Origin of the sequence: Actinocrinis puniceicyclus, from assembly GCF_018283645.1 — a bacterium.
GTDB lineage: Bacteria > Actinomycetota > Actinomycetes > Streptomycetales > Catenulisporaceae > Actinocrinis > Actinocrinis puniceicyclus.
The window spans coordinates 12,931-28,001 of record NZ_JAGSXH010000078.1 but is presented as its reverse complement, the minus strand read 5'-3'; the positions used below and the strand labels follow the sequence as shown (position 1 = coordinate 28,001).

Sequence of the window (15,071 nt, the reverse complement as noted above, 5' to 3'; positions counted from 1 at the left end):
TCGGCCGCGAGAGCGGGATGAACGGCGGGCCGGACGGCTGCGGCGGCTGGCCATTGGGCGCGGGGCGCGGCTCACCCGGCGCGCCCGTAGCGCTCTGCGGTGACGGCGGCGCCACCGGGCCAGACATTATCGTGCCCTGATTCGCCAGCGGCGGCGGGCCGGATGGCGGCCCGGGCGGCGCAGTCTGCTGCGGACGCGGCGGGAGTTGACCAGGCGACTGCTGATTCGGCGCTGGCTGATTGGGCAGCGCGATGAACGGTGGCCCCGGCTGCCGGTGCGGTGCAGGCGGTGCAGGCGGTGCAGGCGGTGCAGGCGGTGCAGGCGGTGCGGCGGGATCCTGCGGGCGGACCGGGTGACCCATGGCCTGCGGCGCAGGCGGCGGGAGCTGAGGCGGCAGCGGGGTCTGCGCCGGCGGCTGCCCGACGCCCGGTGACGGACCCTGGCCCTGGCTGTAACCCTGCGTCGGTGGCTGGGGCACAGCGGGTCCACCGGCCTGCTTGTACCAGTCCGGCGCCGTGTAGAGCGGACCGGTCCACTCCTCGTCCTCTGGGCTGTCGCCGAACCCGTGCTCGCCGCTCACTGCCGCCACCGCCACCCTTCAGATCCACCGTCGGCACAACTGTAGTCAGGCCGCCACCCGCTATGGAATGCATGGCGAATCGGTGTGATTCGAACGCAATCGGACCGACCGGAGCGGCCGAGCCCGCCCGGCGCCCGGAACACGGGCACCGCGCGACGGCCTGAGAGCGCGTCAGTCCATTCGGCGAGGCGCGCCCAGCAAGCCCGCTTCCAGCTGCGTCGGCATGCTGTACACGTACTGTCGGCCGTGACGGGCGCACCAGAGCGTGAGCTCATCCGGCAGCCCGGACAGCGCCTGCACGTCCTCGGCACCGAGCCGCACCACGCGCGCCGCGAGCTGCGCCTCCTGCGGCGAGATCCGTTGCAGCGCCACCAGATCCGCGCTGACCAACTGGCCCGCGTAACCGGGATCGAGGAACGGCAGCAGCGTGAACGTGGTCTGCCACGCCGTCTTCGGCTGCGAAAGACGCGGCGGCCGCGCACCGCAGTCGCGGATGAGCAGCACCGGGCTCGACGCGGTGGCGCCGAGGGCGCCGACCCGGCGTACCGGCACCAGCGCCACGATCTGCTGGCCGCCGCCCGCGTTCTGCGCCAGCGCGCTCCACAGTTCGGGCCGCGCGGTCTCGATCACGATCCGTGCGCCGGTCGCGGCCGCGCGCAGCGCGAGCAGTTGCGCCAGATACGAACCGGCCACCAGCGCACCGTCCACCGGCCGCGGGCGGAACAGACCGAGCACCGCGGGCCGGCGGTGGGGATCGCTCCCGATCACCACTCCGTCGTCGCCCACCGGCAGACTCAGCGCGCTGAGCTGATCGGCCTCCAGAATGTGCCGCTCGTGCCGCGGCCCGTGCACCGGCAGCAGCCTGACTTCCTCGGCCCGGGACGGACGCGCCGCCACCACGAGCCGCGGCGGTTCCTGCCGGCCGGCCCCGACCGGCCCCGGAGCGTAGCCGCGTGCCGTGGTCGCGGTGCGGGCCTGGCCCGCGGAGCCGGTGCCGCTCATGCTTCCCCTCCCAGCGGGATCGTGGCCACCAGGCCCGGCAACTGCTCCCCGTCGAGTCGCGTCAGGTGCGCCCCTGCCTTCGCCGCGCGCTGCTCCAGCGCCTTGGCCGCCTCGGCCAGCTGCCCCTCCGAGTGGGCCGCCAACCGCACGTGCGCGCTGAAGCCGACCGAGCCGCCGGTACCGCGGGTGGCGGTGACCGCGAAGCTGGTCGCCAGGGTGGGCACGCTGGTCAGCGCGGCGACCAGATTCGGGGTGGAATCCGCGGAAAGCCGCGGCAGTTTGTCCAGCCAGTAGGTGGTGTGCCAGCGGTCGTCACAGCGCCAGGCACGCTTGGACTCGGCGGTGCGGTGGGCCGTGCCGGCCGACCGCGGCGTAGTGCCCACCTGCGGGTTGACGGCGCAAGCGGTGCCCAGAGCGGTGATCAGCTCCGGTTCGCTCAACGCCGCAGCCTCGAAGCCGGCGCCTTCCAGGTCGCTGGCCACCCGCTGCACGGCGGTGAGCAACGTACGTTGCAGGCCGGCGGCGCCGCCGCCGCGCGCCTCGATCGCGCCGGCGGCGTCCTGCGGATCCAGCCGCACCGCGACCCAGGTGGTGCGCTGGCCCGGTACGTCGCCCATGATCTCCTGATACGAGCGGACCGCCATGGCATGGGCGGGCAGGTGCGGCGCGGGAGCGGGCTGCGTGTGCGTCACGATCTGGACGCAGGAGGCTGACAGCCGCTCGTCGGAGAGCACCCCGGCTACCACGCCGAGCGGCAGCGGCTGCGCGGTGCGCGGCGCGCGCAGCGGCTCGGTCCGCGTGCCGACCCGCAGCACCGCGGTCAGGAACGTGCCGTCGCCGATCATGCCCACCGGGTCGCCCCGGCGGCTGCTCACACTCGTGGTGCGCAGCCCGGGGAAGGTCTCCCGCAGCGGGGCGAGCGCGGCCTCGGCGCCCGGGGCGTCCACCCGCTGCCCTCGCCGCTCGCGGTACTCGCCGCGCACCGCGGAGATCTGGCCGAACCAGCGCCCGTGGTTGCCGGCGACGGCGGCGACGACGCACAGGATCGCGACGGGACCGGTCAGAGCGAGCCAGAACGTGTGCTTGGTCAGTATGGGCACGGCGACGAGGGCCGCCGCGGCCTCCGCGAAAACCACCCGGATGACCTGAAGCGAACCGATGCGGCCGGGCCGCGGATGGAATACCGCCTGGACGCGCGAGGGCGCCGGCCGGCGCGCGCCCGCACCGGACTGCGGCCGTCGCCCGCCGTCCTGCGGACCCGGGCCCAGCGGTCCGTTCGAACCGTGATTGGTCGTCGCCGTAGCCATCGCCCCTCGCGCCTGCCCCCATGCCGTCCCCGGGGTAGTCGCCCCAGGTCGTTCCGCCGCCGGAACCGTGATTGCACCGCTACCGTACTTCGTTCACGCCGGGGAACTCCACCGTCTGAACGGATCCTGTGGATAACTTCCCGGCGCGAAAGAGGGTACCGTGTGCACGGCCGTACTCTGTGATACAGGTTCTCCCGAACTTGAGTGTGGGGTGGCGCGACGCGGCGGCCGGCGGCACGGGTCGGCGGTACTCGGAGCGCTTCGGAGCGACGCGCCCGCTCAGTGCACGTATACGTAGGTCAACACGGTACCGCAGCAGTCGTACGTCTTCATGGGGGCGAGGGGTAGAGCATGGCGACGCGCAAGGACCAGCTCGACGCGTTCGTGTTCGCGCGAAGGCGCATGGTCTCGAACCTGGTGGCGCCCTCGCCTACCGGCAGCGACGAATCCGCGCCCCGTCCCATCAAGACCTTCGTCACCTCCGCGATCCTCAGCGCGATCGCGGTCGCCGGGGTCGCCGTGCTCGGTGTGTTCAAGCCCTCCGCGCCGAGCGGATGGGAGAGCGGTCTCGCGGTCGACAGCTCGTCGGGTGCGGCCTATGTCTACTCGCCGCAGGACAAAGAGCTGCATCCGTTGCTCAACATCACCTCCGCACGGCTGCTGCTCGGCGACAAGTTCAAGAAGTTCGACGTGCCGGACAACGTGATCAACGGTTCGGACGTGGTGATGGGCGCGCCGATCGGCATCCCGGGCGCGCCCCAGGATGTGCCGACGGCGGGCAACGTCGACCTCACCCAGTGGACGCTGTGCCTCGATTCGGCGAACCACGGCGACCAGACGCAGTCCCATGGGAAAACGATCCTCGAAGTCGGATACACCGCCGGCAAGGACAGTACGGCGTCGCAGTACACGGCCTTCGTGGTGCACGACCCGCAGAACAGGAACTATCTCGTCACCGGCGACTACGCCTACCCCATCCAGGACAACGGCGTACTGAACCCGCTGACCAGCGTTTTCGTCGGCCCTGACAAGGCGGAGGGGCCTTGGGTCTCCAACGCCTGGCTCAAGGCGTTCCGGCCCGGCACGCCGTTGCAGCTGCCGACGGTCCAGGGTCTGGGCGAACCGCTGGGCTCGCTGCCCAACCCGCAGCCCGGCCACCACATCGGCGACTACGGCACCCTGCCCGGCGCGAACGGACAGCAGGTCGGCTACATCGAGACCGCCGGCGGGCTGGTCGAGGTGAACTACTTCGTCTACACGCTCTACAAGGCGGGGCCCGCGGGCAGCGACTCGCACGCACGGCAGATTCAGCTCAACGAGTCCGAGATCGTGAAGGCCGCGCCGAAGGACGAGCTGACCAGCCCGACCTCGCTGCTGAACGCCGGAAGCGACTGGCCGCAGAACATGGTCACCACGCTCGACGCGGACGGGAAGACCCCGGGCTTCGGCGTGCTCTGCGTCAACTTCTCCGCCAGCACGTCCGCCGGCGCCTTCGACGGCGATCTGCCGCACCTCACGCTGCTCTACGGCGACCAACTGCCACAGTCGCTGCCGAACGGGGTCACGGTTCAGGGCACGGGGCAGGACGTCGCGGACTACGTCCTGGTCAAGGCGGGCCATGCCGCGCTGGCCCAGGACGTGAGCGGCGGGAACAACAAGAACAGCGGGCCGGAGTATCTGGTCACCGAGACCGGAATTCGGTACCTGATGACGTCCAGCGCCAAGCTGCCCGGCGCGGGCGCCGACGCCCAGCCGGTCAGCGCGGCGCACATGCTGCAGTACGACAAGGTCCAGGTGACGCCGGTTCCGAGCAACTGGATACGGCTGGTGCGGCCCGGCGCCGATCTGAATCCGACCGACGCGGGCAAGTCCCCGCCGCTCGCCGCGGACTGAGCCGGCACGGGTGGCAGGCGCGTGGTCGGGGTCTGAGGAGCACGGGATGGCAGGTGGCGAGATGACCGGATGGAGCGCACGAGGGCGGCGGGTCGGCACGCCGGCGCGCGCGGTGGGCGCGTTCGCCCTGGCCGCGACGAGCATGTTCGGTTTCCCGCAGGCCGGCGCACCGCCGTGGACCGGTCTCGCACGGACGAGCGCAGCCCGCACCGGCGTCGCGTCCGGGGGCGGCGGCGGTACCACGCCGGCCGACAACAGTCAGTGCACCAAGAACGACAGTAAGCCGGAGCCCGATCAGAGCGCCACACCGTGGGAGGTCTCGTACGCGAACGCGCAGGCTTCCACGCAGAGCGGAAACGGCTCCGGCGTCAAGGTGGCGATCATCGACACCGGCGTCGCCGGCGGCGTCAACCAGGTGTCCAAGCCGGTCGTCGGCGGCCAGGACCTCACCGGCGGCGGCGGCCAGTACAAGGCCGACGTGGACGGCCACGGCACCTTCGTCGCCTCGATCATCGCGGCGCAGCAGACGGGCCGCAACGGCATGGTCGGGCTCGCCCCCGGCGCCAAGCTCCTGATCTACCGGGAGGCCGGCTGCAACGTCAGCGGCGGCAACGACGAGAAGTCGATGGCGCAGGCCATCGACGCCGCCGTCGCCGCGCACGCGAAGGTGATCAACATCTCGCAGGAGGGCTACGACCCCGACGACACCCTCAAGAACGCCGTCATGAACGCGTACCAGAACAACGTCCTGATCGTGGCCGCCGCCGGCAACTTCGGCAACTCCGACGCGATCGACCCCAGGGACAACTCCGACCACGGCATCAACCCGATGTTGTATCCGGCCGCTTATGCGCCGTATCTGATCACCGTCGGCGCGGCGACGAGGGACGGCGGCGTCGCCGACTTCTCCGAGACGGGGGCCGACATCGGGATCACGGCGCCGGGCGAGAAGGTGGGCGGGCTCTTTCCGGACGGGAAGATCCACCTGGACAGCGGCACGAGTTTCGCCGCGCCGTACGTGGCCGGGCTCGCCGCCCTGCTCATCGCCAAGCACCCGGACTGGCCGGTCAGCACCGTCATGCGGGTACTGGAGTCGACGGCGAACGGAAACGGCTCGTGGAACAAGTCGAGCGGCTGGGGCGAGGTCGACGCGTCCGCGGCGCTGACGGCCGATCCGGCGCACCTGACCAAGCTGTACGGCGCCGGACCGAACGCCGACGGGCCGGCGCAGGCCAAGCCGGTCACCCACGGCATCCCGATGCTGCCGATCGTGGACGCGGCCCCGCCGCAGATGGCGGTCGACCAGCGTAAGGGCGCGTACATCGCCCTCGGTTCGGCGCTGCTGATCGCGGTCGTCCTGGTGGCCGGCACGGTCGTCGCCCGGGACGCTCGCCGTCGCAGGATGCTTCCGTAGGGTCCGGCGCGCCGGTATCGCGACGAGGAGGAGCCCGCCTGGTCCGGACCCGCAGTTCAGGTCCGGACCGGGCGGGCTCCCGTGCATTTCACAATGTTCTTGCATCACCCGCGGGCCGTCGCGCTCCTGCGGGCCGGCAGTTCACATGACCGGCGGAATGTGCGCGGTCTGCACCAGGATCGTGCCGTGCTTGCGGGAGACCAGCGTGCCGCGGCCCGGCGGCTGCTGGCTGGGACGCACCTGCCCGATCAACTGCCCCTCCTCGCGTTCGCCGGAGAGCACCAGGCCGGGTTGGCGGGTCTCGCGCAGCCGCTGGATCAGCGGCTCGAACAGCGCCCGGCCCGCACCGCCGGAGGCCCGCGCGATGATCAGGTGGAACCCGAGGTCGCGGGCCATCGGCAGGTACTCGCCCAGCGGCAGCAACGGGTTGCCGCCCGGGGTGGCCACCAGGTCGTAATCGTCCACGATCACGAAGATCTCCGGACCGGTCCACCACGAGCGCGTGCGCAACTGCTCCGCCGTCACATCCGGTCCCGGCTGCCGCTTGTCCAGGAACGGCTTGACCTCCGACAGCACGCTCTGCACCGCCGGAGCCGCGGCGCAGTACGCCAACTGGTGGCTCTCGGGGATCGAGCCGAGCAGCGAGCGGCGGTAGTCGACCGCGAGGATGCGGGCCTGCTGCGGGGTGTACGCCTCGCTGATCCCCTGCACCAGGGTCCGCAGCACGCTGGTCTTGCCGGACTCGCCCTCACCGAACAGCAGGAAGTGCGGGTCGGTGTTGAAGTCCAGGTACACCGGCTCCAGCCTGGTCTCGTCCACACCCAGCGGCACCACGTGCGCGGGCCGCTGCGCCGCGGCGGGCAACTCGCCGTAGGGCACCATGAGCGGCAGCATCCGCAGCTTCGGCGCCGCGGGGCCCTGCCATGAATCCGCGATCGCGTGCACCGCCTTCGCCACTCCGTCGGCCAGGTCGGCCACGTCGTCGACGCCGTCGATACGCGGCAGCGCGCCGAGGAAGTGCAGCTTGCTCTTGGTCAGGCCGCGCCCTGGGGTGCCGGTCGGCACGTTGATCGCGACCTTGCGGTCGATGTCGGACTCCATCGGGTCGCCCAGGCGCAGCTCGATACGGGTGTTGATCGCGTCCTTGAGCTGCGGGCGGATCTCCGGCCAGCGCGCGGCCGTGATGATCACGTGCACGCCGAAGCCGAGGCCGCGCTGCGCGATCTCCAGGATGTCCTGCTCCAGCATTTCGAAGTCCGCGCGCAGCGTCGCCCAGCCGTCCACCACCAGGAACACGTCGCCGAACGGCTCGTCCGGCAGCTCGCCGCGTGCCCGCCGGGCCCGGAAGGTGCCGATCGAGTCGATCCCGTGGCGGCGGAAGGACTCCTCCCGCTTGTCCAGGATCGAGACCACCTCGCTGATCACGCGGCGCACCACGTCCACGTCGAGGCGCCCGCCGACGCCGGACATGTGCGGCAGCCCGGAGAGCGTGGCCAGCGTGCCTCCGCCGAAGTCGAGCGCGAAGAACTGCACCTCCTGCGGGGTGTGCCCGAGCGCCAGGCCCATCAGGATCGTGCGGACCATGGTGGACTTGCCGGTGCGCGGACCGCCGACCACGACCGCGTGGCCCGCGGCCGAGGAAAGGTCGATCTGGTAGAGCTCGCGCTTCTGCTCGATCGGCTTGTCCGCGATGCCGATCGGCACCAGCAGCCGGCCGGAGCCCGAGTACTCCGTCGCGCTCAACCCGCGCTGCGGCGTCGGTTGCAGGCCCGGCATCAGCTGGTCCAGCGTCGGCGGCTCCAGCAGCGGCGGCAGCCACACCTGGTGTGCCGGCTGGCCCTGCCCCTCCATCTGACGCACCAGCACGTCGAGCACCGTGTCGACGAGCGCGTCGTCGTCCTCCTTCACGGGCGCGGCGACCGCCGTCTCCTGCACCCGGGGCGGAGCCTGGAAGTCGGAGGTGAAAAGCGTGGGGCGCCGGTGGTCCAGTCTGCGTGCCACCGTGGTGCGCGTCTGCGGACGGTAGGGTCCGGATACGTACGCGGCCTTGAACCGGGTACCCGCCGGGTTTCCGCCCTCCTGGCCCACGGTTTTGAGATACCCCGAGCCGGGGATCGAAGGCAGCGTGAACGCGTCCGGCACGCCCAGTACGACCCGGGATTCGGCCGCGGAGAAGGTCTTCAGGCCCAGGCGGTACGACAGGTACGTGTCCAGGCCGCGCAGCTTGCCTTCCTCAAGGCGCTGCGACGCGAGCAGCAGGTGCACGCCGAGGGAGCGGCCGATGCGTCCGATCTGGATGAACAGGTCCAGGAACTCCGGCTTCGCGGTGAGCATCTCGGAGAACTCGTCGAGCACGATCACCAGGTTCGGCATCGGGGTGATCGCCGCACCGGCGGCGCGGGCCTTCTCGTAGTCGTGGATGTTCTTGAAGTTGCCCGCGTCGCGCAGCATCTCCTGGCGCCGGTTCATCTCGCCCACGATGGCGTCGCGCATGCGGTCCACCATGGTCAGGTCGTCGGCCAGGTTGGTGATGACCGCGGCGGTGTGCGGCATCTCGGCCATGCCCGCGAAGGTGGCGCCGCCCTTGAAGTCGGAGAGCACGAAGTTGAGGTTCTCCGAGGAGTGGGTGACCGCGAGGGCCAGCACCAGGGTGCGCAGAACCTCGGACTTGCCCGAGCCGGTGGCGCCGATGCACAGGCCGTGCGGGCCCATGCCGCCCAGCGCGGCCTCCTTGATGTCCAGGATCACCGGCTCGCCGTTCTCGCCGATCCCGATCGGCACGCGCAGCCGGTCCTGCGGGGAGAGCCGCCTCCAGCCGCGCCGCGGGTCGAACGAGCCGGCGTCCCCGATGCTCATCAGGTCGGTGAAGTCGAGCGAGGACAGCAGCGGCTCGTCGCCGTCCGCGCCGCCGCCCACCCGCAGCGGGGCCAGTTGCCGCGACAGCGCCTCGGCCTGGGGGATCGAGAGCCGGTCGCTGTTGCCGGTGAAGCTCGCCCCGGTCGAGGTCTCCAGTTGGAGCGTCGCACCGTCGATGCCCAGGTGCACGCCGCCGCGCACCGCCGCGGCATGCCCTTCGGTGTCGATCTCGACGATGGTGACGCCCATCAGGCCGTCGCCGTGCAGGAGCATCGACTCGCCGCTGGCGCGGGCGCCGTCGACGAGCACCACGATGTGCGGCTGCTCGTACAGCGGCGCGCTCTCGCGGGAGTAGCGCGGCCGGTCGGACAGTTCCGGGCCGAGCGCCTCCTCAAGCTCCGAGGCGTCGGAGAAGATCAGCCGCACCGGTCCGGCCGCGTCGGTGTCCTTCGGATGCTGGGCGTGCGGCAGCCACTTGACCCACTCCCAGTGGTGCCGCCGGTTCTCCGCCGCCACCACGCAGATGCGCACCTCGTCCGGTGCGTGGAAGGTGGCCAGCTGGGCCAGGATCGCGCGGGCCTCCGCGCGCGCGTCGTTCGCCGTGCCCTCGCCGGACGGGCCGATCAGCACATGCCAGAAGGAGCGGAAGGAGACGGCCAGCGGCAGCCCGTCGAGGGTGCCCTGCACGGTGATGAAGCGGCGCAGCGCGTCGGCGCAGATCGGTTCGAGCTCGTCCACCGGCGCGGTCTCCGGTGCGACCAGCGGCGTGGACAGCCGTTGCGCCCCCGAGCCGAGCCGCACCTGCACGAAGTCCCCGTCGGTCGGCCGCCGCTCCCACAGCCGCTGCCCGCTGGTCACGATCGCCCACAGGTGCGCCGGACTCGGGTGCGACCACATCTGCGCGGTGTACTGCTGCTGCCGGGTCTTGCGTACTTGCGCGCGCACCTGACTCAGGTACCGCAGATAGTCGCGTCGGGCGTCGGCCGTCTTGCCCTTGCCGCCGCCTTTCCCCTTCACCAGGGACATGACCACGAAGCCGAGCGACGACATCAGGGTCATGCCGCCCATCAGCTTCATCAGGACATTGGTCCCGGGCATGAAGAAGAAGGCGACCGATCCGACGCTCGCCAGCATCGGCAGCGCCTGCATCAGGGCACTGCCGTCCTTGACCGTACGCGCCAGTTCGGGCGGCGGTTCCAGGAAGACCTCACCCGAGGGCACCTGCGGAGGGTGCACCCGTGGTGGCCGCTTCACAATGACCGTACTCAAACCCGCAGCCCCTCCCGTGCGTGGACCAGACCCGTGTGAAACCAGCCGGGCGGATCGACAGTGTCGCATTCTGTGACGACGGGCGCCGCCCGCGACCGCTGCGGGGCGGTATCGCGGCACCCGAATACTGGTCTCCGCTCTGATGCTACCGGCCGCGTGCGTGCAGTAGGTAGGATGCCTGCCGCGCCGAACTGCAACGGCGCGCGGGGATTTCGAGGAGGGGCCGCGGTGAGCAGCGGGGTAATGACAGGCTTCTGCCGTATCACGGTGGTTGCACCGAATGTCCGGGTCGATGTCGCGCTGCCTGAGGACGTCCCGCTGGCCGAGTTGCTTCCGGACGTGCTGCGGATGGCGGACCAGTGGCAGAGCGAGGGCGCGCACGCCGGGTTCGTGCTCGCGCGGCTCGACGGCTCCGAACTGGACACCGGAATGTCCTTCGCCGCCCAGGGCGTGCGCAACGGCGATCTGCTCTATCTGCGCCCTGCCACCGACACGCTGCCGCCGCCGGTCTACGACGACGTGGTCGACGCCATAGCGCAGAGCGTGGCCGACGACCGCCGGATGTGGGGTGCGACACATTTCCGCCGGATCGGGCTGACCGGAGGGGCCGTACTGCTCGCCCTGGGCGCGTGGGTGCTGTGGACCGCGAACGACCCGCACGGCATGCCCGCGTTCGTCGCCGGTGTCATGGCCCTGCTGCTGACCGTCTTCGGCGGCCTGCGCTCCCGGGTGTACGGCGACCACGCCGGCGGCGCGGTCCTCGGCGGCGCGGCGGTGCCCTACGCCTTCCTCGCCGGTCTCGGAGCGCTTCCGATCAGTCCCGGCGCCGGACTTGGCCGTTCGCATTTCATCGTCGGCTGTTCGGCGGTGCTCATCGTCGCGGTCACCGGCGCGATCCTCCAGGACGAGCACGACGAGCCGTACCTGGCGGCGGCCATCGCGGCCGCGGCCGGCGCCATCGCGGGGGCGGTGGGCCTGGCGACCGAGGCCGACCCGGCGAAGCTGGCCGCCGGAGCCGGGACCGTGGCGATCGCCGCGATCGGCTTCCTGCCCGGGCTCGCGCTGCGCGCCGTGCGCTTCCCGATGCCGCAACTGGTCGACGGCGCGCCGCAGGTGAGCAGCACCGCGCAGAAGGCCGCGCTGCCGCCCGGCAACGACGACCCGGTGGACACCGCGGCGATCGACCGGCGCGCCCGCCGCAGCCACGAACTGCTCACCGGCCTGACCGCCGCGTGCGGGTTGATCGTGCTGCTGAGCACCTTCGTGCTCGCCTTCGCCGGCACCGGCCGCAGCGGCGGGGCATGGGCGCAGGGCATGGCCGGCATCCTGGGCTTGGCGGCGCTCTCCCGCGCCCGGCTCTTCCGCCGCTCCGCGCAGGTCGGAACGCTGGTGTGGGGCGGGGTCGGCACGATCGTGGTGCTCCTGGTCGGCGTCGGTATGCACGTCTCCGCGTTCGCCCGGCAGACCTGGTTGTTCGGTGCGGTGCTGGCGGCCGGCCTGATCCTGGTCGCGGTGGCCTTCGCGCTGCCGAAACGCTCGCTTTCCCCGCGCTGGGCGCGCAGCATCGACCTGCTCGACGGGCTGCTGCTGGCCTCGGTCATCCCGGTGCTTCTCGGGGTGCTCAACGTGTACGCCTCGGTGCAGTCCGTCGGTCATCACTGACCGTCGCGCTCTTGGCGGAAAGTGGTCCGCGGGTCGGATAGACTTGCCGGACGCCGCGCGAGCGAACGCGCGACGTGCGCACCGGCGGGTCAGTCCGCGCTTGTGAGCAAGACCGAGCGCGCCCGGGTGCTCACCCTTGAAGGAGACCGATGGCGCTCGACGTCGCCACCAAGAAGCAGATTCTCACCGAGTACGGTACCGCCGAGGGCGACACCGGTTCGCCGGAGGTCCAGGTCGCGCTGCTGACCAAGCGGATCAACGACCTGACCGAACACCTCAAGGCCCACAAGCACGACCACCACTCCCGCCGCGGCATGTACCAGCTGGTGGGTAAGCGGCGCCGGCTGCTCAAGTACCTCGCCGCCAAGGACATCGAGCGTTACCGCTCGCTGATCGAGCGGCTCGGCCTGCGCCGATAGCTCAGCGAAGGCCGGGAGCGGTGCCCGACGCGGTCGGGCGCCGCTCCTTGGCGTATCGCGGTCCGGCGCGTCGCGGGCGGCCGTGGCGCCCCCCGTTGTGGTGTTTCGCCGCCCCACCCCTGGGCCGCATGGGTTAGCGTGACGTTGGATAGCTAAATAGTGAGCAGGGGTCCGCGCCGGGACGGCCGGACCGACGAGTGAAGGAACGCGGCGTTCATCGCCGTAGGTGAGACCGGTACCGATCTTCGGTAGTGGCCGTCGGAAGTGGGCGCGAGGCGCTTCCCCGCCGGCTTCGATCGGAGACCGGTGTCCAGGATCAGGTCGCCACTTCGGTGACGTCGCGTTCCGTCAGGACACGACAAGGAGGGAACCCGTGGAGGGTCCCAGCAGTTTCACCACCGAGGCGGTCATCGACAACGGTCGATTCGGCAGCCGCACAGTGCGTTTCGAGACCGGGCGTCTCGCCCGGCAGGCGGCCGGTTCCGCGGTGGCTTATCTGGACGGCGAGACCATGGTGCTGTCCGCCACCACCTATTCGAGGCACCCGAAGGAACAGCTCGACTTCTTCCCGCTGACGGTGGACGTCGAGGAGCGGATGTACGCCGCCGGGCGCATCCCGGGGTCCTTCTTCCGCCGTGAGGGCCGTCCCTCCGAGGACGCGATCCTCACCTGCCGGCTGATCGACCGGCCGCTGCGCCCGTCCTTCGCCAAGGGGCTGCGCAACGAGATCCAGATCGTCGCGACCGTGATGGCGCTGAACCCGGACCACCTCTACGACGTGGTCGCCATCAACGCCGCCTCCGCCTCCACCCAGCTGGCCGGCCTGCCGTTCTCCGGCCCGATCGGCGGCGTGCGCGTAGCGCTGATCCCCGGCGCCGAGGGCGACGAGCACAACGGCGCCGCCCAGTGGGTCGCCTTCCCGACCCACTCCGAGCTGGCGGGCGCCGTCTTCGACATGGTCGTGGCCGGCCGCGTCCTGGAGGACGGCGACGTGGCGATCATGATGGTCGAGGCCGAGGCCACCACCGCGACGATCGAGCTGGTCAAGGGCGGGGCGCAGGCCCCCACCGAGGAGATCGTGGCCGAGGGCCTCGAAGCGGCCAAGCCGTTCATCAAGGTGCTGTGCCAGGCGCAGGCCGAGCTGGCCCGCCAGGCCGCGCAGCATCCGACCGGAGCCAGGCCCGCGGCCGAGTTCCCGCGCTACCTCGACTACCAGCAGGACGTCTTCGAAGCGGTCGCCGAGGCCGTCTCCGCGGACCTGGCCGCCGCGCTGACCATCGCCGGCAAGCAGGAGCGCGAGGCCGAGCAGGACCGGGTCAAGGCCGTCGCGATCGAGAAGCTGGCCGGCCAGTTCGAGGGCCGGGAGAGGGAGATCCCCGGGGCGTTCCGGGCGTTGACCAAGAAGCTGGTGCGCGAGCGGATCATCCGCGAGCGCGTCCGCATCGACGGGCGCGGGGTCACCGACATCCGCGCGCTGGCCGCCGAGGTCGAGGTCGTCCCGCGGGTGCACGGCTCGGCGCTGTTCGAGCGCGGCGAGACCCAGATCCTGGGCATCACCACGCTGAACATGCTGCGTATGGAGCAGCAGTTGGACACGCTCGCGCCGGAGACGCGCAAGCGCTACATGCACAACTACAACTTCCCGCCCTACTCCACGGGCGAGACCGGCCGGGTCGGTTCGCCCAAGCGGCGCGAGATCGGGCACGGCGCGCTGGCCGAGCGGGCGCTGCTGCCGGTGCTGCCCAGCCGCGAGGAGTTCCCGTACGCGATCCGCCAGGTCTCCGAGGCCCTCGGCTCGAACGGTTCGACGTCGATGGGCTCGGTCTGCGCCAGCACCATGTCGCTGCTGAACGCCGGCGTGCCGCTCAGGGCCCCGGTCGCGGGCATCGCGATGGGTCTGGTGTCCGCCGAGATCGACGGCAAGACCGAGTACGTCGCGCTGACCGACATCCTCGGCGCCGAGGACGCGTACGGCGACATGGACTTCAAGGTCGCCGGGACGAAGGACTTCGTCACGGCCCTCCAGTTGGACACGAAGCTTGACGGTATCCCCGCCTCCGTGCTCGCCCAGGCGCTCAAGCAGGCCCGCGACGCCCGACTGCACGTCCTGGACGTGATGCTGGAGGCGATCGACAAGCCCGACGAGATGTCCCAGTACGCTCCGCGGATCATCACGGTGAAGATCCCGGTGGACAAGATCGGCGAGGTCATCGGCCCCAAGGGCAAGATGATCAACCAGATCCAGGAGGACACCGGCGCCGACATCACCATCGAGGACGACGGCACGATCTACATCGGCGCGGCCGACGGCCCGTCGGCGGAGGCCGCCCGCCAGACCATCAACCAGATCGCCAACCCGACGATGCCCGAGGTCGGCGAGCGTTACCTGGGCACGGTGGTGAAGACCACCACGTTCGGCGCGTTCGTCTCGCTGATGCCCGGCAAGGACGGGCTGCTGCACATCTCGCAGCTGCGCAAGATCGCCGGCGGCAAGCGGATCGAGAACGTCGAGGACGTGGTCAAGGTCGGCGACAAGCTCCAGGTGGAGATCGGCGAGATCGACCAGCGCGGCAAGCTGTCCCTGGTGCCGGTGCTGCCGGACGCCGAGCAGCCCGCCGAGCCGGCCGCCGACGCCGCGCCGGTCCAGGAATGATCCGCGGCCCGCTTCG

8 protein-coding genes are annotated in these 15,071 nt (G+C 71.1%); 5 read left to right on the top strand and 3 right to left on the bottom strand.

Annotated elements, in window-relative coordinates:
• Window positions 1-751: 751 nt before the first annotated feature.
• The gene (locus tag KGA66_RS19930) at window positions 752-1,582 is read right to left on the bottom strand and encodes a hypothetical protein (protein ID WP_211469686.1); all 831 of its coding nucleotides are present in this window, start codon (window positions 1,580-1,582) and stop codon (window positions 752-754) included.
• Window positions 1,579-2,889, bottom strand: coding sequence for a type VII secretion protein EccE (gene eccE / locus KGA66_RS19925; protein ID WP_211469685.1), 1,311 nt, complete (start codon window positions 2,887-2,889; stop codon window positions 1,579-1,581). The genes KGA66_RS19930 and eccE overlap by 4 nt, the downstream gene beginning before the upstream one ends.
• 351 nt (window positions 2,890-3,240) lie before the next feature.
• Between eccE and eccB the strand changes: the two genes are divergently transcribed.
• Together eccB and KGA66_RS19915 are read left to right on the top strand one after the other, a co-directional pair.
• Window positions 3,241-4,782: a type VII secretion protein EccB gene (gene eccB, locus KGA66_RS19920; protein ID WP_211469684.1), complete on the top strand. Its 1,542-nt coding sequence runs from the start codon at window positions 3,241-3,243 to the stop codon at window positions 4,780-4,782.
• 46 nt (window positions 4,783-4,828) lie between these two features.
• Window positions 4,829-6,196: a S8 family serine peptidase gene (locus KGA66_RS19915; protein ID WP_211469683.1), complete on the top strand. Its 1,368-nt coding sequence runs from the start codon at window positions 4,829-4,831 to the stop codon at window positions 6,194-6,196.
• Between the two features lie 141 nt (window positions 6,197-6,337).
• Here the strand turns inward: KGA66_RS19915 and eccCa are convergent, their stop codons facing one another.
• The gene (gene eccCa, locus KGA66_RS19910) at window positions 6,338-10,321 is read right to left on the bottom strand and encodes a type VII secretion protein EccCa (protein WP_369015916.1); all 3,984 of its coding nucleotides are present in this window, start codon (window positions 10,319-10,321) and stop codon (window positions 6,338-6,340) included.
• A gap of 174 nt (window positions 10,322-10,495) precedes the next feature.
• Between eccCa and eccD the strand changes: the two genes are divergently transcribed.
• The 3 genes from eccD (at window position 10,496) to KGA66_RS19895 (ending at window position 15,055) form a co-directional block, all read left to right on the top strand.
• Window positions 10,496-11,983, top strand: coding sequence for a type VII secretion integral membrane protein EccD (gene eccD, locus KGA66_RS19905; RefSeq protein WP_312886999.1), 1,488 nt, complete (start codon window positions 10,496-10,498; stop codon window positions 11,981-11,983).
• 149 nt (window positions 11,984-12,132) lie between these two features.
• On the top strand, window positions 12,133-12,402 hold the full coding sequence (gene rpsO, locus KGA66_RS19900) for a 30S ribosomal protein S15 (protein WP_211469680.1): 270 nt from the start codon (window positions 12,133-12,135) through the stop codon (window positions 12,400-12,402).
• Between the two features lie 373 nt (window positions 12,403-12,775).
• A complete protein-coding gene (locus KGA66_RS19895) occupies window positions 12,776-15,055 on the top strand; it encodes a polyribonucleotide nucleotidyltransferase (protein ID WP_211469679.1) in 2,280 nt (759 codons plus the stop codon).
• Window positions 15,056-15,071: the final 16 nt, after the last annotated feature.

Excerpts from the sequence above, each read along its gene's own strand:
- KGA66_RS19930 (WP_211469686.1), bottom strand. The coding sequence starts at position 1,582 with ATGAGCGGCACCGGCTCCGCGGGCCAGGCCCGCACCGCGACCACGGCA.
- KGA66_RS19915 (WP_211469683.1), top strand. The coding sequence starts at position 4,829 with ATGGCAGGTGGCGAGATGACCGGATGGAGCGCACGAGGGCGGCGGGTC.
- rpsO (WP_211469680.1), top strand. The coding sequence starts at position 12,133 with ATGGCGCTCGACGTCGCCACCAAGAAGCAGATTCTCACCGAGTACGGT.
- eccD (WP_312886999.1), top strand. The coding sequence starts at position 10,496 with ATGCCTGCCGCGCCGAACTGCAACGGCGCGCGGGGATTTCGAGGAGGG.
- eccE (WP_211469685.1), bottom strand. The coding sequence starts at position 2,889 with ATGGCTACGGCGACGACCAATCACGGTTCGAACGGACCGCTGGGCCCG.
- eccB (WP_211469684.1), top strand. The coding sequence starts at position 3,241 with ATGGCGACGCGCAAGGACCAGCTCGACGCGTTCGTGTTCGCGCGAAGG.